Origin of the sequence: Thalassospira sp. CH_XMU1420-2 (genome assembly GCF_037029325.1) — a bacterium.
Lineage (GTDB): Bacteria > Pseudomonadota > Alphaproteobacteria > Rhodospirillales > Thalassospiraceae > Thalassospira > Thalassospira povalilytica.
Genome location: NZ_JAYMEG010000004.1, coordinates 252,142 through 270,550, shown reverse-complemented (window position 1 = coordinate 270,550; position 18,409 = coordinate 252,142). Strand labels below are relative to the sequence as shown.

16 protein-coding genes are annotated in these 18,409 nt (G+C 55.5%); 7 read left to right on the top strand and 9 right to left on the bottom strand.

Annotation, left to right across the window (positions count from 1 at the left end):
- Positions 1-5: 5 nt before the first annotated feature.
- From WA429_RS14965 to WA429_RS14940, 6 genes are all read right to left on the bottom strand, one after another.
- On the bottom strand, positions 6-1,883 hold the full coding sequence (locus WA429_RS14965) for a bifunctional sugar phosphate isomerase/epimerase/4-hydroxyphenylpyruvate dioxygenase family protein (RefSeq protein WP_101246941.1): 1,878 nt from the start codon (positions 1,881-1,883) through the stop codon (positions 6-8).
- A 119-nt stretch (positions 1,884-2,002) separates the two neighbouring features.
- Positions 2,003-2,656 (bottom strand): GntR family transcriptional regulator, encoded by a 654-nt coding sequence (locus WA429_RS14960; protein WP_101246940.1) that lies wholly within the window; start codon positions 2,654-2,656, stop codon positions 2,003-2,005.
- Between the two features lie 10 nt (positions 2,657-2,666).
- Positions 2,667-3,515, bottom strand: a complete 849-nt coding sequence (locus tag WA429_RS14955) for a shikimate dehydrogenase family protein (RefSeq protein ID WP_287464750.1) — start codon at positions 3,513-3,515, stop codon at positions 2,667-2,669.
- 11 nt (positions 3,516-3,526) lie between these two features.
- Entirely contained in the window at positions 3,527-4,795 is a 1,269-nt protein-coding gene (locus WA429_RS14950; protein ID WP_287464749.1) for a TRAP transporter large permease, read from the bottom strand.
- Positions 4,792-5,274: a TRAP transporter small permease gene (locus WA429_RS14945; RefSeq protein WP_101246937.1), complete on the bottom strand. Its 483-nt coding sequence runs from the start codon at positions 5,272-5,274 to the stop codon at positions 4,792-4,794. The genes WA429_RS14950 and WA429_RS14945 overlap by 4 nt, the downstream gene beginning before the upstream one ends.
- 106 nt (positions 5,275-5,380) lie before the next feature.
- Complete coding sequence (locus tag WA429_RS14940) at positions 5,381-6,406, bottom strand: DctP family TRAP transporter solute-binding subunit (protein WP_101246936.1); 1,026 nt, start codon at positions 6,404-6,406, stop codon at positions 5,381-5,383.
- 447 nt (positions 6,407-6,853) lie between these two features.
- On the opposite strand from WA429_RS14940, the gene WA429_RS14935 reads away from it, so the two are divergent.
- The 4 genes from WA429_RS14935 (at position 6,854) to WA429_RS14920 (ending at position 11,262) form a co-directional block, all read left to right on the top strand.
- Positions 6,854-7,588 carry a Crp/Fnr family transcriptional regulator gene (locus WA429_RS14935; protein WP_101246934.1) on the top strand — a complete coding sequence of 245 codons (735 nt, stop codon included), beginning with the start codon at positions 6,854-6,856 and terminating at the stop codon, positions 7,586-7,588.
- Positions 7,572-8,945: an adenylate/guanylate cyclase domain-containing protein gene (locus WA429_RS14930; protein WP_101246933.1), complete on the top strand. Its 1,374-nt coding sequence runs from the start codon at positions 7,572-7,574 to the stop codon at positions 8,943-8,945. The genes WA429_RS14935 and WA429_RS14930 overlap by 17 nt, the downstream gene beginning before the upstream one ends.
- A 109-nt stretch (positions 8,946-9,054) precedes the next feature.
- Positions 9,055-9,540, top strand: a complete 486-nt coding sequence (fliW, locus tag WA429_RS14925) for a flagellar assembly protein FliW (protein ID WP_287464745.1) — start codon at positions 9,055-9,057, stop codon at positions 9,538-9,540.
- Positions 9,541-9,774: 234 nt separating this feature from the next.
- Complete coding sequence (locus WA429_RS14920) at positions 9,775-11,262, top strand: DUF4139 domain-containing protein (RefSeq protein ID WP_287464743.1); 1,488 nt, start codon at positions 9,775-9,777, stop codon at positions 11,260-11,262.
- A 75-nt stretch (positions 11,263-11,337) separates the two neighbouring features.
- Here the strand turns inward: WA429_RS14920 and WA429_RS14915 are convergent, their stop codons facing one another.
- Entirely contained in the window at positions 11,338-11,952 is a 615-nt protein-coding gene (locus WA429_RS14915; protein ID WP_101246930.1) for a hypothetical protein, read from the bottom strand.
- A gap of 204 nt (positions 11,953-12,156) precedes the next feature.
- Here WA429_RS14915 and WA429_RS14910 point away from each other — a divergent pair, with 204 nt between their 5' ends.
- The gene (locus WA429_RS14910; RefSeq protein ID WP_287464742.1) at positions 12,157-12,732 is read left to right on the top strand and encodes a hypothetical protein; all 576 of its coding nucleotides are present in this window, start codon (positions 12,157-12,159) and stop codon (positions 12,730-12,732) included.
- A gap of 47 nt (positions 12,733-12,779) precedes the next feature.
- Positions 12,780-13,736, top strand: a complete 957-nt coding sequence (locus tag WA429_RS14905) for a 2-hydroxyacid dehydrogenase (protein ID WP_101246928.1) — start codon at positions 12,780-12,782, stop codon at positions 13,734-13,736.
- 93 nt (positions 13,737-13,829) lie between these two features.
- Here the strand turns inward: WA429_RS14905 and WA429_RS14900 are convergent, their stop codons facing one another.
- Positions 13,830-16,367, bottom strand: coding sequence for a sensor histidine kinase (locus WA429_RS14900; RefSeq protein WP_287464741.1), 2,538 nt, complete (start codon positions 16,365-16,367; stop codon positions 13,830-13,832).
- A 263-nt stretch (positions 16,368-16,630) separates the two neighbouring features.
- On the opposite strand from WA429_RS14900, the gene WA429_RS14895 reads away from it, so the two are divergent.
- Complete coding sequence (locus WA429_RS14895; RefSeq protein ID WP_101246926.1) at positions 16,631-17,887, top strand: HD domain-containing protein; 1,257 nt, start codon at positions 16,631-16,633, stop codon at positions 17,885-17,887.
- A 10-nt stretch (positions 17,888-17,897) separates the two neighbouring features.
- On the opposite strand, the gene WA429_RS14890 is transcribed toward WA429_RS14895, so the two are convergent.
- Complete coding sequence (locus WA429_RS14890; RefSeq protein ID WP_101247057.1) at positions 17,898-18,227, bottom strand: DHCW motif cupin fold protein; 330 nt, start codon at positions 18,225-18,227, stop codon at positions 17,898-17,900.
- Between the last annotated feature and the right edge of the window lie 182 nt (positions 18,228-18,409).

Here is an 18,409-nt window from a genome sequence, read left to right as displayed (position 1 = left end):
CCTGTTTATTTCGCTGCTTCGCTGCGACGGTTCATGCGCGTCTGTGATGCCAGACGGATCGGTGCATTGGCTGCGCCAAACCCACGATACGCGCGTCGCTCCACCAGTTCAAAGAAGAAACGATTGGCAAAGGTCCGCGTATAGGCCTGATAATATTCACCTTCGTCGTCACGATCATAGAGAATATTACGCGCACGCAAACGATCAAGCAGTTCCGGCTCCAATCCGAACCGCGCTTCGATATCATCGTAATAGTTTTCCGGGATCGGCAGAATCTCCACCCCGTGCTGCTTGCAATAATCGACAGATGCAAAAATATCGTCGCTCGAAAATGCCAGATGCTGCACGCCGCTTCCGAAAAACTCGTTCAGGAACTGGGAATGCTGAGTATGGGGGCTTTGCGACCCATTGAGGATCAAACGCACCGCATCACTTTGAACCACCTGACTTTGCACAAGCCCGCCCGGATCCGGAATATCAAGGGTCGGCATCTTGCCGAGATCAAAGATCGATGTGAAATACAAAAGCCAGGTCAGCATTTCCTCATACTGCATCGAGTATGAAACATGATCGACCGCACGCAATTTTGCCATGCCCGTCCCGGCATTACCGGCATTTTCCGGCTCGAATTCAACATCCCAGATCCGTGACAATTCACTGTGATCATCCAGGAAATAAACAAGGCTTCCGCCAACACCACGGATGGCCGGCATCTCGATCTCGCCTTCGCCGACTGCCTGACTGAATGGGGCGGCAAGCAATGCCTGCGCACGATCAAGGGTCGCCTTGGCGTCATCAACCTTAAGACCGACCGCACAGACCGACGGGCCGTGCACGATATTATAGGAATGGGCAAAGCCATCCTTGTCGCAATTGATCACAAGGTTGATGTCACCCTGTTTCCACCATGTCACCGCCTTGGTCTTGTGGCTTCCGCGCTTTTCAAAACCAAGCCCGGCGAACAGGGTTTCAAGCTTGTCTGCGGTTTCTTCCTCGACCGCAAATTCAACAAACCCGACTTCCTGGGCATGCGCCTTGGGCGGCAGGGTCTTGGCTTTTTCACCGACCTTTACCCCCTCAACCCCGTCGCCAAGATAAATCAGCGACCGCAACCCGTCCTTAGCCACGTTCTTGGTCGAACTGGACCGGAACTGGTCATTGAAAATTTCAAGCGACAGCGGACCGTCATACCCGGTCATCGCCAGATTGCGCATGAATTCATCAAGCGGGAAGTCCCCCTGCCCGGGGAAACACCGGAAATGGCGGCTCCAGGACAGGGCATCCATTTCAAGGATCGGGGCATCAGCCACCTGGACCAGGAAAATCTTGTCACCGGGGATCGATGAAATCGCATCAAGCGGCACCTTGCGCGCCATGATGTGGAATGTATCCAGCACCAGACCGACATTGGGGTGATTGGCGCGCCTAACCACTTCCCAGCTGTCGCGATAATCGCTGATATGCTTGCCCCACGAAAGGGCTTCGAACGCGATGCGAAGGCCGCGCTTTGCCGCCCGATCGCCAAGCTCCGCCAAATCCTTTGCTGCGCGGTCAAGCCCGCCAAGCGACTGCGGGGAAACGTTCGAACACACCATCAAAAGATCGGTGCCAAGTTCCTCCATCAGATCGAACTTGCGTTCTGCCCGTTCAAACGCGCGGGTGCGCTGGGGTTCGGGCATGCCCTCGAAATCGCGGAACGGCTGAAAGGTAACAAGCTTAAGGCCAAGGTCCCGGATCGTCTTGCCGACATCGGCCGGTGATCCGTCAAAGGACAAAAGATCGTTTTCAAAAATCTCGACACCGTCAAAGCCGGCTGCGGCAATGGCATCAAGTTTTTCCTGAAGGTCGCCAGACAGTGAAACTGTGGCAATTGAGGTCAGCATTTTATCCCTCCGGACTACGCAAAGAGTGTTCCGGCCCCGTCGGGATACCTGCTGTGACTTGCCAGAATGGTCTGGTCAAATGCGTCGGGCGGCAAGCCAAAGGCGCCACCCGAAACAGGTCAGTCCTGCGAACGATGCCGGTAGGTTTCAATATGATCGGTCAGCCGTGCGATCGCGGCATCTGCATCACGTGCAAGTGCCAGTTCGCAAAGAGCCCGATGCTCATCGATAATTTCCTGACCACGGAATCCGTGGGTTTTCAGTTCGATCACGACATAGCGCCGGAACTGATCGAAAATCTCGCGGTGAAGACGCAGATGAAGGTCCGAACCGCATGCCGAAATCAGGGCCTGATGAAATTCGCGGTCATACTGGCTCCAGCGAACGGTGAGTTCGCGGCTGTCTTCGACCATCATCTTCTTTTCAATGGCAGCAAGCTTGTGATGGGCCGCCGCAACCCGGGCTTCCCATTCAACATCGCCATCCTTCATCGATGCACTCAGCCCGTCGCGTTCAAGCAGAAGCCGCATCGCCGTCAATTCCTTGAAATTGGACGGCGATGTTTCGACAACACGAAAACCCTTCTGGCCTTCGACAAAGACAAAGCCCGATGCCACAAGACGGTTAAGAACTTCGCGCAGCGTGTTGACCCCGACGCTATAACGTTCGCGCAGCGCCTCAAGCTTAAGCTTCACGCCCGGCTGCAATTCGCCATACAGAATGTCATCGCGAATTTCGTTATAGACTGTCTCGGCAACGGTGCTGCTGCTCATTTCTTGCTCCCTACCCTGTCAATGCCTCGGGATAGGCATTGAAGTATTCTGTTCTTGCAGCATCGGCATCGATTTCTGCCCCGCTGAAAACCTCGAATGCTTCAATACCCTGAAAGAAGAAGAGTTCAAAGCCAGTCATGACTTCAATCCCCGATTTCGCCGCCGAGGTCAGAAACGCCGTCTGCACCGGGGTATAAACCGCATCAAACGCCCATTTCTGCCCCCCAAACAGGGCCGTATCAAACGGACAGCCGGGATATTGGTTCATCCCGACCGGGGTACAGTTGATCAACCCGTCGGCTGACCGCACCATATCGGCAAGATCGGCTTCGCCAACAAATTCGGCCGCAGCATCGGCGGCAACAAGGGTGGCCACAAGTTCTTCACCACGCGCGGCATCCTTGTCATGGATCAGGATTTTGTCCGCCCCGAGACCGCGCAAACCGAATGCGGTTGCAAGCCCGACGCCCCCCGCGCCGAGCTGCAAGACCGTGCCCGGCTTTGCATCGCCAAATTGCTGGCGATAACCGCGCATGAAACCGACGAAATCGGTGTTGTCCCCGCGCCATCCGTCTTCACGAAACACCACGGTATTGACCGATCCCAGGGCTTCGGGAAGGCGCTTGCGCGGGGTGATCAGTTTGCGTGCACTGGTTTTATAGGGATGGGTCACATTGACCCCCGCATAACCGGTCTGTGCACATTTGGTCAGCTGTCTGATCAGATCGAAATCGGCGATCTGATCGCTATCAAGATAGTCGTATGTAACATCCATCCCGCACATGCGGCCCAGCAAAACGTGCAGTCGGGCTGACTGGCTCCGTGAAATGCCTTTACCGATAAGACCGAGCTTCAACATGGAATGGTATCCTAAAATCCAAACAGGTTAGGCAAGAAGGTGACGATGTCAGGCACAAAGGTGATGAGGATCAGCACCATAAGTTCGACAATAAAGAACGGCATGATCGCGCGGATCATCCTGGCCATCCCGACACCGGCAATCGCATCGGCGACAAACAGGCAAAGCCCCATCGGCGGTGTGATCAGACCGATCATCAGGTTAAAGATGACAATGATGCCAAAATGGGTCGGATCGATGCCAAGGCTGATCGCGATCGGATGCAGGATCGGCACCAGCACCAGCATCGCCGCAATGCCTTCAAGTACAAGACCAACCGCCAGCAACATCAGGTTGATCAAAATCAGGAAGGTCGCAGGACTGTCGACAAAGCCCAGAACAAACTTGCTGATCGACTGCGGGATACCGGCAAATGTCATGAACCAGTTGGCCGCGGCAACCGTTGCCATAATGATCAGGATACTTGAAGAATCACGCATCGCCCCGGAAAAGATCCCCGGCAAATCCGATGGTTTGAGTTCGCGAAACACAAACAAGCCAACCACCAGCGCATAAAACACCGCAAAGCTTGCCGCCTCGGTCGGGGTCACGATCCCCGCCAGGATCGAACCGATCACGAATACCGGCATGAAAAGCGGGATCAACCCGCTCCAAACGGCTTTGAGCTTTTCACCCATATTCATGCGTTCGCATGGTTTGGCGTAATTCTTGACAAAGAACCGCACATAAACCGAAAGCGCAATCGCCAGCAGAATGCCCGGCACAATCCCGGCAAGGAACAGGGCCGGAACCGACACATTGGTGGTAATCAGCGCATAGATAATCACCGGAATGCTTGGCGGAATGATCGGACCGATCACCGACGAAGCAGCAGTCAGAGCCGCGGCAAAATCACGCGGATAGCCTTCCTTTTCCATCGACGGGATAAAGATGCGCCCGATTGCCGATGTATCGGCCACCGCCGATCCCGAAAGTCCGGCAAAAATCACTGATGACCAGATATTGACCTGTGCCAGACCGGCCTTGGCATGGCCGACCAGCGCATTGGCCAGATTGATAACGCGCGACGTGATGCCGCTGGCATTCATCAATTCGCCGGCCAGAACAAAAAGCGGAATTGCCAGAATGGTAAAGCTGTCCATGCCGGCAAAAATGCGCTGCGGCAGCAAATCAATCCCGAACGTTCCAGTACTGATATAGGCCACAAGACCAAGTGCGATGGCAAAGGCAACCGGTGCGCCGATCGCCAGCAGGGCCAAAAGGGTAACGCCGGTAATCATGCCTCACCCCCGGTCGAATTCTTGTCAAAAATCGATGCCAGACGCAGCAATGCCGCAATGACAAGGCAAACCCCGCCAATGGTAATTGCGATCTGCGCCCAATACATCTGAATGCCGATGCCCGATGCGACAATCCCGCCGCGCTTGGCGGCAAAAATCCATCCCGCATAGGCAAGAACACCGCCCAGCACCAGCGTTGTGGCATCGACCACAATCGCAAGCTTGCGACGCAAACGGGCCGGCACGGTATCAATCACGATGCTGAATGTGATCTGGGTACCCTGGAGATAGGCCAAAGCCACACCAAACATGCAACCATAGATCATCGCGTATTTCGCGACCTCTTCGCTCCATTGCAGCGGGGAAGAAAATAAATAGCGGCTGACACTGCCAGCAAAAACAACACCAAACACTACGAGGATACTGATCCCCGAAAGTCCGGCGAGCAAACGCTTGAACGCTTTCTCTGCGCGTTGCATGGGTTCCCCCGGATCGTCGCGGAAAATTCAAATGCCCCTGGGGCACCATGGCGGGAAAAAAGGGCAGACCAGGAACAAGGAGGAGCCCCCGGTCTGCCAATGCCGATCACATGGAAGCTTCTGCTTCGGAAACGGCTTTCTGCAGTTTTTCAATCCACTCGGCGTCAATCTGACCCGACAGCCAGTTGATCACAGCCGGCTGGGCTGCATCACGGAATGCCTTAAGCTGTTCTGCGGTCGGCGTGGTGACTTCCATGCCTTCTGCTGCCAGCTTCGCCACACCTTCGGCGGAATTGAACTGCTGGATTGCGCGACCAACATTGGCGGCAATTCCCGCAGCACGACGCAGAAGCGCCTGATCCGCATCCGACAGACCCTGATAGGTTGCTTCATTGATCACGATGAAGTCGGTGCCATATACGTGACGGTCCAGCGTCAGGTATTTCTGCATCTCATAGAATTTGTTGGCATAGATCACGCTGATCGGGTTTTCCTGACCGTCAACCGTACCGGTGGTCAGTGCAGTCGGAACTTCCGGCCACGGAATCGGGGTCGGATCACCGCCAAGTGCTTTGACCATTTCCACGAACAACGGAACGGTCATGACGCGAATCTTCAAACCTTCCATATCTTTCGGTTCGGCAACTGCACGCTTGGAGTTGGTAAAGTTACGGAACCCGGTTTCACCATATGCCAGCGTCCGCAGACCGGTTTTTTCCAGGCAATGCTCGGCAAGTTCCTTGCCAAAACCACCATCCAGAACATTCCAGGCTACGTTGGCATTCGGGAAGATATAGGGAATATCAAGAACGGCTGCCTCGGGGCAAACCTTGGAGAACGGACCCGATACCATCGACATGGCCAGCGTACCGTCCTGGGTATTCTGCAACAGATCGGTTTCACCGCCCAGCGCCCCGGCCGGGAACAGTGCGACCTCAATACGGCCGCCGGATTCTGCTTCGACAATATTTTTAAAGACCTGGGATGCCGCACCCTTCTTCGAGGTGGTCCACTCTGCCGGATCGACATGGGCAAAGTTCAAGGTCACGTCAGCTGCCTGCGCGGAATAACCGAATGACGCGGCAACCATGGAAACGGCGCCAAACAGGGCACCCTTGGAAATCATCTTCATTACTTCCTCCCAATTGAACGAAATCCCGCAGACCGTGGTTGCTTGTGACAATCTTGTTCTTGCGCAGTCTGATTCGGAATTAGGATAATTTAAAAAACATAGGAGATTTTGTCAAACATTCTATATTTTGACGAAACCCGCCATTTACCGGGCCTTTCGGCCCCGTGATCAAAACCACCCCGCCTGATTTCCGCCGCCACATCGGGTCCTTATCGCCCCGTGACTGCGTCATCGAGTTCACATAGACATTGGGTGCTGTGGGCAAATCGCCAATGTGCGCATGCCGATATTCCCCGCCATCGCGCTGTTTCCCAACGATCATCCCCGGTTCGCCCCAAGGACGGAGAAATCGAAAACGCTTGCTGTAAATCGGGTTATTTGTGCTACTTTGGCTTAGAAACGTGACGATTCGTCCCTTTAAGTAACGCTATTTCCAAAGTGAATTCCGTGAACAGTGTCAACGGCCCAACATCACCGCAGCTTGCAAAAATCGCTTCGCGTATTTTGGCGGGCAGCTTTTTGTTTGAGGATCTCGATCCTGAATTGCTCGAACAACTTTCCGGTCAGGCAACCGTACGCCGACTGGAAGACGGGCAGTTGCTGTTTGAAAAGGGCGCACCGGCCGACGGACTTTATGCGGTCGAGGCCGGCAAGGTCCGCATTTCATCTGTTTCGGAAACCGGCAAGGAAATCGTCCTGAACGTTCTGGCACCCGGTGCCGTCTTTGGCGAGATCGCCCTTCTTGATGGCGAACCGCGCACAGCAACCGCGAGGGCTGTCGGCCCGACCCGGACCCTGTTCATTTCACGTGATGATTTCTTTGAAATCTTTGACCGCGAAGCACCGCTGCGGCGCCATATCACGGCCCTTCTGTGCCGTCGCCTGCGCTGGGTCAGCGATCTTCTTGAAGATGCCAATTTCCTTGATCTGACCGCACGTCTGATCAAACGCATTCTGTGGCTGGCCGAACGTCATGGCGGACCCGATCCCGAAGGCATCCGCATAGCACTTCCGCTGTCGCAACAGGAACTTGGTCTGATGCTTGGCGTGACGCGCGAAGCCGTAAACAAGAAACTGCGTGAACTTGAAAAACAGGGGATGATCACCCGCCGTGACGGCCGACTGATCATCAAGGACAGCGACGGGCTGAAACAACTTCTTGCTGATGCCATCAAAAACTGAACCTTCGGATTCATTGTTTGACCGCCTTGTCGCACGCGAGGAAAAGCGCGGGCTGATCCTTGTCGCGTTTTTGCGCATCTGCATGCTGGCCTTTATCCTGTTGCTGTTCAGCAAACCCGATTCCCCCACCGGCAAACTTTACACCCTGCTCGAAGTACTTGGCTGGTTCATTCCCGGCGTGTTTATCCAGCTGTTTGTCGCCTTTCGTGGCGGCAAGACATACTGGATGATCTATCTGCTTGCGGTAATTGATGCGGCCCTGATCGTCTATGTTTCGGTCGTGCCCGATCCGCTAAATCCGTTGATTGATCACCCGGCATGGCTTTACGGATTTGTTGTTCGTGACCGTGGCGTCGTCTTTTCGATGATCATGATGGCACTGGTCATCATGACCTTTTCGCCGCGTTTGATTTTATGGTTCGGGTTCTGGCTGTTTGTTGCCTGGTGCGGAGCGATCTGGTGGCTTGTCACCCGTCCGGGCGTGATTGTATCGCAGCATTTCGGCGATGAATGGAACCCGACCCAGCAGGAACTGATCGATACCTATAACCTGCCGGAATTCGTCGATATCTCGGCACTGGCCGAACAGGTCATTATCGTCATCGTCTTTACGCTGGCCTGTGCGGTGATGGTTTCGCGCCTGCGTGTTTTGATCAACCAGTTTGCCGCGGCTGAACGCGCCCATGGCAATCTGGCGCGCTATTTTCCCACCGCCCTTGCCGATCAGCTTGCCGATCGCGATGAACCGGTCCGGGTCGGCGAACGGCGTGAATGTGTCATTCTGTTTGCCGACATCATGGGCTTTTCGCGCTTTGCCGAAAAACGCGACCCACAGGAAGTCATGCGGTTTCTCAATCAGTTTCACCAAATCACCACCAGCCAGATCGGGGCATATGGCGGGATTGTCGAAAAATATATCGGCGATGCCGTAATGGCGAGTTTCGCTGCCTTTGACAATCTTGAACGTCCCGCCGCCAATGCTTTTTGCGCGGCCCAGGCCATCATCAATCAGGTCGCCGAATGGCAGGCCACCGATCCCGCCGACGGTGACGAACCGCTCAGGATCGGGGTCGGTCTGAATTTCGGAGCCGCCGTTGTGGGTGATATAGGCCAGCGCGAAGCCATGACTTCGGCCGTGATCGGCGCCAGTGTCAATCTGGCCGCCCGCCTTGAACAGGCCACCCGCGAACTTGGCAGCGAAATGGTCATCAGTGCCGATTTCGCCAACAAACTCCGCAACGAAGTGCCGGTTTGTGCGCCCGTCCTTCTGGCCCCGTACAGTCAGACCGAAACCATTCAGGTCAAAGGTTTCAGCGAACCGGTCGGCGTCCTTTTCCGGCCCGCCGAACAGGGGTGACCGGAAAATTCCGGCGCATCGGGCAACCCCTTGAAATTCCGGGATACCGGACCAACGTGCTTTGCATTAGGATTGGTTCGATACGCGATCTGATCAGCAGGAGGAAACGATGGTCAAGACGCCTGACGTGAATGCACCGGCTGCGGACGCCGTTCCGACTGCCGTGACGCTAACCACCCTGTTTGGTGAACGGGAATTTGCCTGGGACAAGGCAATCTATTTCCCGGCCGGTCTCAAAGGCTTTCCCGATCATAACGTCTTTGCACTGGCAAGTTTCCCCGGCGACGGGTCCAATGCCTTTATCCTGATGCAATGCCTGACCGAACCGGAACTGGCCTTTATCGTCGCCCCCTACAATCTTGATAGCGACACCATCCGCCCCGAGCATCTTGAACAGGCCTTTAATATTCACGGCATCAAGAAAAATGACGGCGCGGTGTTACTGATCGTGACCCTGCACAAACCAGAAGACGGCAATATCAGCATGTCGGTCAATCTGCGTGCGCCGATCATCATCGATACCGCACGCCAATCGGCCTATCAGCACCATCTGCCGGAAATGGGTGGCTATTCGTTCCGCCATGTCGTGAACTGACGCAAGTCCCCTGACTCTTGGCATTTCAGACGCCGTTTGATACCGGCCCCTGTCTGACATGGTCGCTAGTGTCGCGACCATGTCAGACAGGACGTATTTTTGCGGCAATGACTTGGCCTTGTCCGCCGCTTTTGACGCGGCACTCAAAATCGTCCAGCCCTTTCCTTGATCCTGCCATCTTTTCACGCGATGGTAGCAGTCATTACTTCTTTAAAATCAATCAAGGGACCGGAAATGGCTGGAACTTTGCGTAACCGTTTTGCGCTGGCTGCGATGTTGGGCACGGCGGTATTTTTCGGACAGGATATCGAAGCGGCCAGTGCCCAAAGCACGGTCGAGGAACGCAACAATCTTGGCCCGGCCATCCCGCTTTCGACGGATGCGCGCACCAAGTTGCAGCTGACGGTTTATCCGGGCAATCTGTCACTGATCGCCGAACAGCGCAAAGCCACCATTCCCGATGGCCAAAGCACGCTACGCATCAGCGGGCTTCCCACCACCCTGATTGATGATTCATTTCTGATCGGTACTGCGACCGACAGTGATCTGGTCTGGACGTCATTGCGCAATCGCGGCAATGGCTACAACGCGTTTGAAAGCCTGCTGCGCGATCAGATCGGCAAAACCGTCACCATTCGCCGTGGCGATGACGACCTGATCGAAGGCAAACTTGTTGCCCTGACCCATCTTGCACTGGTTCAGACCGATGCCGGGATCGAACAGGTGCCAATGGACCGGATCATCATCAACGACCTGCCGGACGATTTCACCACCGGTCCGTCGATTGATGCCGACATTGCCACCACAGCCCCGCTTGACCATGTCTCGATGGCCTATCTTCTGGGCGGGATTGGCTGGAACACATCCTATGTTGCGGTTTATGACAGTCAGACAAACCAGCTCAAACTCTCGGCCATTGCCCGCGTTACCAACAATTCGGGCAGCACCATCGATGGCGCACAGCTTCGCCTGGTTGCCGGCGACATGAACCAGGTCGGCACATCACCGATGGCCAAGGGTGCACGCACCGAAATGATGATGTCCGCCATGGCCGACAGTGCCGCACCGGGTGCCGGTGCCCCGGACCGGGAGACATTTGAAAATCTGCATGTCTATGGTCCGTTCAACGATCTTTCGATGAAAAACGGCGACACGGTCATCCTGCCATTGATTGATGCCCAGATTTTGCCGGTTGAACGCCGCGCCATTTTCCAGGCATCAAGCAACCCTTATGGCATGGGCCAAAGCAGCCAGACCGATTTTGTCCGCCCCGATCTTGAACTGAAACTGACCAATGATGGCGGCGCGGATGAAAACAGTCCATGGCCTGCGGGCATCACCCGCATCTTTGCCAAGGCCCCGTCGGGTGACACCGGCTTCCTTGCGGAAAATTACATGTCGCTGACCCCGGTCGGACGCGATGCGATCCTGCCGATCGGTCAGGCCAGTGAACTTTCAGGCACCCGGGAAGTTACCGCCTTCTCGCGCACGGCGCGCCCGAACCTGCCTGATGCGGTCAAGGCAGATCTGAACTGGACCATCCGTAACACCAGCGACCGCGAAGAAACCGTCACCCTTCGCGAAAATGTACCGTCTGACTGGACGGTCACCAAGGAAAGCCACAAACATGACCGCCCGGATCCCGGCTTGATCACCTGGACAGTCAAGGTCCCGGCAAAATCCGAAATCAAGGTCAGCTGGTCAGTCGAAAGCAGCCGCTAGGCCCCTTTCCACCCACCCGTCCCGACGGCTGCAAGACCCATGGTTTTGCAGCCGTTTTTCTGTCTGGCCAGGCGGTTACGTGCGGCCTTTTCGTGTGCTGTAGAATGCCTTGGCCAATGGCAACAGCAATGCGGCATCGGGCAAACGCCCGATCACATTGCATAAATCGGCGTAAATGCAGATCAGCTTGGTCAGAAGAACAAACGCTTCCTGATTGTGCATCCCGGCAAACTTGCCCAATACGTGAATTGCTTCGGCCGCGGCATCACAGGCATGATCGTTATGCCCGGCACCGCGCATGGCCAGAACAAGTGCCGCCAGTGAATAACCAAGATCAAGGCGCTCTGTATCATCCTTGCGCCCGACGCAATTGCGCAGCCTGTCGCGCCTGAGTGCCACGGCCTGACTGGCTGCATCAATCGCCCAGTCCCATTCTTCGGCCTCAAGTTCAAGTGCCGCCCGGTTATTCAGACTAAGTGCAAGACCCGCAATCGCCGCATCGCGTGATGTCGGAAGATGTTTGGCGAAAATCGTATCGGCCTTGTCAAAAAGGCTCAGGGCATATTCACGGTCGCGATAATGCTGACCGCTTGCCATTTCCAGATACAACCGCGCCACCGCCAGCGAATTGGCATCTGCCTGTTCAAGATAGGACAAACGCAACGCATATTCGTCCGATTTGTCCCCCATCCTGATCCCGCCAGTTTGTTGTTCAACCCTCATGCTGCACGATGACCGCGCCTCAAAAAGACGTTTCGAACAGGTGTTTTGTGAAGGATCGCACCTCCTGGGCGGATAACCCGCGATAAGCTGTTTCACTGTACTGGGCAGCCTGATAGGCTTTGGGACCTGATTGCATTTCAACTTGCCCCACTGCCCGGAAATCAGTCTTCAATGAGCTTACAAACCGAAACTCTGCGTGCCTTGTATGGCACATGGCGTATCGCCCGTGGTGATACGGGTGGACTTGCGTTTTTCAATTTCTCGCTCGAAGGATTCTGGCGGTCCTTTCTGGCGGCTGTGATCATCTTTCCGGCATTTGCGTTTCTGCGCTGGCATGATCTTGTTTCCGCCCCGGATGACTTTCCGGTCCTGCGCTATATGACGACCGAAGTCATCGCCTATGTCATCAAATGGGTCGCCTTTCCGCTTTTGATGTTTCACATCACCCCGATGCTGGGCCGCGCCGAACGCTATGTCGCCTTTATGACCGTCTATAACTGGGCAAGTGTCCTTCAGATGGGTGTCTATCTGCTGGCTTTGGCACTCGGTGTACTGTTTCCGATGGTTGGCACCGGCGGATTTGTCATGATTGCGGTGATCGCGACACTGGTTTACAGCATCTTTATCACCCGCCTGACCCTGTCTGTACCAATTCCCACTGCCAGTGCGATTGTCATTGCCGAGTTCCTGTTATCGATTGTCATCACATCAATCGGTATCCGTTTGGCCGTCGGGCAGTTATTCTGACTTTATAACGATTTGAAAAATCACCTTCATCAGGGAGAAACACAAAAATGAAACCCGTCCTTGCCGTCACCCGTCAATTGCCCGAAGCCGTCGCCAAACGCGCCGCCCAAAGCTATGACATCCGCACACAGGAAGGGGACGACCCGCTGTCGCGCAATGAAATCCTGGCCCTGTGCCACGGCGCAGACGCGGCCCTTGTTTCCGTCGGCGATCCGATTGATGCGACCTTTTTTGAAGAACTGCCCGACAGTGTCAAAATCGTCGCCACCTTCTCGGTCGGGACCGATCATATCGATCTGGCTGCAGCCCGGAAAAAGGGCGTGATTATCGGCAACACACCGGGCGTTCTGACCGACGCGACGGCGGATATCGCATGGCTTCTGATACTTGGTGCAGCCCGCCGTGCCAGCGAAGGCGAGGCCGAAGTCCGCAACGCCACCTGGTCAAGCTGGCGTCCGACCCATCTGATGGGCACCCAGGTCACCGGCAAACGTCTTGGCATTGTTGGTATGGGCCGCATCGGTCAGGCCGTTGCCAAACGCGCGCGCGGCTTTGATATGGAAATCCATTATTACAATCGCCGCCGCCTGCCCGCTGATCAGGAACTCGGTGCTACCTATCACGACAGCATTGATGGCTTGCTGCCCCATTGTGATTTTCTGTCACTGCATTGCCCGTCAACCCCGGAAACCCGCGGCATGGTCAATTCCGACTTCATCGCCAAGCTGCCCGATGGCGCGATCATCGTGAATACCGCACGTGGTGATGTGGTCAATGATGGTGACCTGATTGCGGCCCTGAAATCGGGCAAACTCACTGCGGCCGGCCTTGATGTCTTTGCAGGTGAACCAAACATCGAACCGGCCTATCGCGATCTTAAAAACACGTTCCTTTTGCCGCATCTGGGATCAGCCACGGTTGAAACCCGCAACGCCATGGGCTTCCGTGCGCTTGATAACATCGACGCCTTTGTCGCTGGCAAGGAAGTCCCTTATTCGGTCTGATCGGTATCCCCGAACCCGAAACAGGAAAAGGCGCTGGTAACAGCGCCTTTTCCATTTCACGAACCTGTTTGCTGTCTGGCGGCCCTATCGCACCTATCCCAGATCGCTTTCCTCGCCAGCAGGCAGGATACAGGCGATCTCGCGGCCATCGCGGCTGATCTTGACGCGACCGCCATGGATTTCGACCACCGCACGGACCATCGCCATGCCAAGCGCACGGCGGGCGGACGGGGATTCGCCATCACGCAACCCTTCAAACAGCATCGGTTGCGGGGCTTCATCGGAAAGCGATATCGAAATTTCGATATCCTCGCCACGGCGGCGTGCCACCACGGAGACCTCGCTGCCTTCGGGGGCGGTGCGCAGCACATTGGTCACCAGAATGAACAAGGCCTGTTTCAGGCGGCGTTCATCGGCCACCATCCAGCCGATATTGCGCGAACAATAAAGACGCAGCGACACATTAAGTTCCGCCAGACGGGCCCGCGTCAGGGCCTCCAGCGACCGTAACAGGCGACGCGGATCCACCGTATCAAGTTCAAGTGCGACCTGCCCCGACCCCAATGTCGCCAGATCACGCATATCATCAACAAGGGCCAGCATGCTTTGTGCTTCGGCCCGGATGGTTTCAACCGATCGTGCGACATTGCCGGTCAGATGCGGGATCAAACGATCCGATTCGCCATTGATATGATCAAGCGGCTTGGTCAGTTCGCGCGATACCGTGGAAATGAAATCCGACTTCATCTGATCGGCGGTGCGCAGCGCCTCGTTACGTTCACGAAGCGCACGTTCGACCCTGATGGTATCGGTCACATCAATATAGGACATCATCACCGCCCCGTCAGGCAGCGGCACAATGGCGAAATCAATGATGGTGTTATCGGCTCGTTCAAGTCGTCCATTCATCGGCTCGTGATTGGTGATACGTGCCACCATCCGGCTTTTGAACTTTTCCCAGTCTTCGCGTTCGCGCCAGTAGTCCCGGGATTTTTCAACGACCTCGGCCAGATGCGGCGCCGCATCAAGGAAGGCCGGATCAAGTCCCCACAGATCAGCAAAGCCATGGTTATACAGGCGCAACCGCCCATCACCACTGATCACGCCAACCGCTTCATGCAGACTTTCAAGCGTCTCGCGCTGAACCGCAATCAGGGTGTTATAGGAACTTTCAAGCACCAGCTTGTCGGTCACATCCTCATAGACAAACATCAAACCGCCAAACGGGTGGGGCGATATGAACCGGCGCAAGGTCATGCCATTTGGCAGATGCATCAAATCTTCTTCAGGCTTCAGAAGGTCCGTAAATCGCTGATTTTCGGCATTGCGGAACTGAGTAAAGTCGGTGACTTCGGGCAATTTGCGTTCATCGCGCAGGCGGCGCAAAACATCGTCATGGGTCGGCTCCGACCACAGCCATTCGTCATCCAGATCCCAAAGCTTGGTAAAGGCGGTATTAAAGAAAATAAGCCCCTTGTCCCCGCCATAAACTGCAATTGCCGTTCCCAGATTTTCCAGAACTTCGGCATGGGCGCGAATATGGCGCGACAGATCGGACTGCAATTCCTCGACCGGGGTGCAATCAATCGCAAACCCGATCAGCCCGTCGGATCCATTGGCATCGGTGGACGGGGATTCGGTAATGCGCAGCAATTTGCGGTCGCCCCGGATCACCACATGATAATCCCGTGTCAGGCTTTCGCCATTGCGCTGAACCGATGCGGCAAGCGACCGCCCGTGATCGGGAATGATCCCCGCACCGATTTCGGCCTGATTGGCCAGCGCATCCTCGATGCCTGGCTGTTCGACCGCATCGGCATAGGCCGCATTGCAATCAATCAGACGCAATTCGCTATCGCGCCGCCATACCGGGAACGGCAAACTGTCCAGCAACACCCGAAGGCCCGATACCTCGTGCTTCAGGGCCTGAAAATCACCAAACTGGCTTTCACGTTCTCGCGTATGGCGGGTTTCATCGCGGAACCACAATCCATGGGCCAGAACCTCGCTTGACCGGTCCTTGCGTGCGGCCATGCCGGTAACGTGGAATTTGCGCTCATCAAGGGTCGTGATCCACAATTCAAACCGGTCATGCCCGGCCTTAAGGTTGCGCACACGCTCCTTCAGGGCCTTGGCATCCTCGTCGCGCAACAGATCAAGCAAATCGGGGAACCGGCCATCCGTGCCCAGTTGAAACGCCCGGCGCAAAGACGGGCTTGCGCCTTCGGCAAAGCCCTGCTGGCTCCAGTAATAAACCGGATCGGGCCCGGCAAACAAAAGATGGGTGAAAAGCTCGCTCTCACCGGCCAGCTCATGTTCGTGATCTTCAACTTCTTCAAGATGGCGGCGCATCCGAAGCGACATCCGCCAGCCGATCCAGCCGGCAATCGCCGCCCCGCCAACAGCGGCAAGTGCAACCACCAGCCAGTCACGGTCGCTTAGTCCGGCAAGGCTTCCGAAAATTGTCGCACCGATTCCTTCGGGCGCGGCGGTTTGCGCCGGCGCGTTCAGGCGAAATTTTTCCTGGGCAACAAGGCTTGCAGCAGGAAACAGCATCGATGCGATCGCCGTTCCGCCCGCAAGAAGGGCAGACAGCCGACATCTGGGCAAGTTGCGCAAAAATGCCCTCACCTGTTTCCTTCCCCCGCTCAGTTTGGAAGCTTGCTCGGATGCGTTCCGTGTCACGTGTTGTTAACCGTTTGTGTTTATGAGCTATTATTATGGTGAAAACAGGGTGCTTTTACCACCGTTTCGCATCATCTCGGCAACAGCCTTGTGCAAAGCCGTGTTTCACGGGGTTCGCCTGTGGAAAAACCGCAATGACATGGGCACTGAATCCGTTTATGTCTGCGGGACCGACATTCGTAACAGATCAAGTGTATCTATAATCTCAGATGAGTCCCAAACCGCAGCTAGATCTTTTTGCTCCACGTGCGGCGGCCAAGCCGGCCGCACCACAAAAGGACTCTGCCGCGCTGAAGGCCGCGCAAAATACCGGCCCTGAAATCGGCGATCTATTTGACAGCAATTTCAACGCCGATGACATTGCCGAATGGGAACTGCTGTTTCGTGATGTCCCGCAATATAACTACCATTTCAAACGCGCCCAGATCGCCTCGGCCTTTGACCGGCCGCTGCATAAAAAGCTGATCGCATCGCACGCCTTTGAACGGCTGCGTGAAATCTCGTTTTTGGGCGCGATCGACTATCTGTTCCATCCCAATGGACGCCCGGCCAATATCCGTCATTCGCGCTATGACCACACCATCGGCGTTGCCCTTCTGTCGCAACGCTATTGCCGCCTGATGGGGTTATCGGATGCCGATTGTGATTTGCTCGGTGCTGCGGCACTTTTGCATGATATCGGCCATGGCCCGTTTTCCCATACGCTGGAACCGGAATTTGCCCGGCGGTTCAACCTGAACCACCATCAGTTGACCGAAAAAATCATCACCGGCGAAGTCGAACTTGATCTGTCGGTCAATCATCTGCTGGTCAAACACAATGTTGATCCTGATGAAGTGATCGCGCTTCTGTCGAAGAAATCAAACCACCCGCATGCCAGCCTGTTTTCCGGCCCGGTCAATATCGACACGCTCGAAGGGATCAGCCGCACGAAAACCTATGTGCATCCCAATCACGTCCATTGTCACCCGCGCCTGCTGCTCGAAGCTGCCGTCAAACTTGATGCGGACTCGCTCAAACGCCTGGACAAATTCTGGCAGCTCAAGGAAGACATCTATCGCAATTTCATTTTTGGTCCGATGTGCTTTGCCACCGACCATCTGTGCCGCGAATTTGTCGTTAAAAATGCGCCGGACTTTGCCGCCGATGACTTCCTTCTGACCGAAAAGGCGTTCCTGAACAGCCACCCGGCCTTCAAGAAATTCCTGCACAGCCTGAAAAACCGGATCGAGCTTGATGGCGTCGCCGACGCGGTTGACCACCAGATCAGCGCATCGGCCAGCACCTTTGACCTGAACGAGGCCAAAGTCCCGCGCCGCGAGTTTCACATCAACAAGGATGTCGAAGTCCGCTGCTTTGCCGATCTGTCAAAGCGCTATTACGAGGAAAAACATTCCTTCCTCAGACGCGTCGGCAGCCTGACCGACCCGGCCCAACAGGCCGCAGCAGCAAGCCTGTTTGACTAAATCCGGAATCCTAGTCGACCACAAACAAGGTCGCACCGCTTTTGGTTGATGAACGGTGGGCTTCGGCATTGTCGGCCACCTGGTAGCTCATACCGGGTTTGAGAATGAAGGTCCGGCCATCGTCAAGTTCGGTCACAAGTTCGCCTTCAAGGCACAGCAGGATATGCCCCTTCGAACACCAGTGATCGGCAAGATAGCCCGGTGAATATTGCACCATTCGAACCCGGATCGGACCGAATTGTCGGGTGCGCCAGGTGGCAAATCCGGTCTCGCCGGGATGTCTGGTGGCTTCAACACTTGACCAGTCGGTCGTGCCGAATGGCAAATTGGCGATGTCCATGGCGGGAATCTTTTCTAAAAATCTGTGGGGCGCGGTTCCCGGTGCCGGAACCCGGGCGCCAAGTTTGGGCTTTTTAACCGGCCCGTCAATCATCTTAATCCCGCACACCCCATATAAGTTAAACGCGGTATTAATCTTTAACCTTTACGCAGATAGTTGGTAATCAACGAGTCGCACCAAGA

Coding starts and splice junctions, on each gene's coding strand:
- WA429_RS14965 (WP_101246941.1), bottom strand. CDS start 1,883: ATGCTGACCTCAATTGCCACAGTTTCACTGTCTGGCGACCTTCAGGAA.
- WA429_RS14960 (WP_101246940.1), bottom strand. CDS start 2,656: ATGAGCAGCAGCACCGTTGCCGAGACAGTCTATAACGAAATTCGCGAT.
- WA429_RS14955 (WP_287464750.1), bottom strand. CDS start 3,515: ATGTTGAAGCTCGGTCTTATCGGTAAAGGCATTTCACGGAGCCAGTCA.
- WA429_RS14950 (WP_287464749.1), bottom strand. CDS start 4,795: ATGATTACCGGCGTTACCCTTTTGGCCCTGCTGGCGATCGGCGCACCG.
- WA429_RS14945 (WP_101246937.1), bottom strand. CDS start 5,274: ATGCAACGCGCAGAGAAAGCGTTCAAGCGTTTGCTCGCCGGACTTTCG.
- WA429_RS14940 (WP_101246936.1), bottom strand. CDS start 6,406: ATGAAGATGATTTCCAAGGGTGCCCTGTTTGGCGCCGTTTCCATGGTT.
- WA429_RS14930 (WP_101246933.1), top strand. CDS start 7,572: ATGCCATCAAAAACTGAACCTTCGGATTCATTGTTTGACCGCCTTGTC.
- fliW (WP_287464745.1), top strand. CDS start 9,055: ATGGTCAAGACGCCTGACGTGAATGCACCGGCTGCGGACGCCGTTCCG.
- WA429_RS14920 (WP_287464743.1), top strand. CDS start 9,775: ATGGCTGGAACTTTGCGTAACCGTTTTGCGCTGGCTGCGATGTTGGGC.
- WA429_RS14915 (WP_101246930.1), bottom strand. CDS start 11,952: ATGGGGGACAAATCGGACGAATATGCGTTGCGTTTGTCCTATCTTGAA.
- WA429_RS14910 (WP_287464742.1), top strand. CDS start 12,157: ATGAGCTTACAAACCGAAACTCTGCGTGCCTTGTATGGCACATGGCGT.
- WA429_RS14905 (WP_101246928.1), top strand. CDS start 12,780: ATGAAACCCGTCCTTGCCGTCACCCGTCAATTGCCCGAAGCCGTCGCC.
- WA429_RS14895 (WP_101246926.1), top strand. CDS start 16,631: ATGAGTCCCAAACCGCAGCTAGATCTTTTTGCTCCACGTGCGGCGGCC.
- WA429_RS14890 (WP_101247057.1), bottom strand. CDS start 18,227: ATGGACATCGCCAATTTGCCATTCGGCACGACCGACTGGTCAAGTGTT.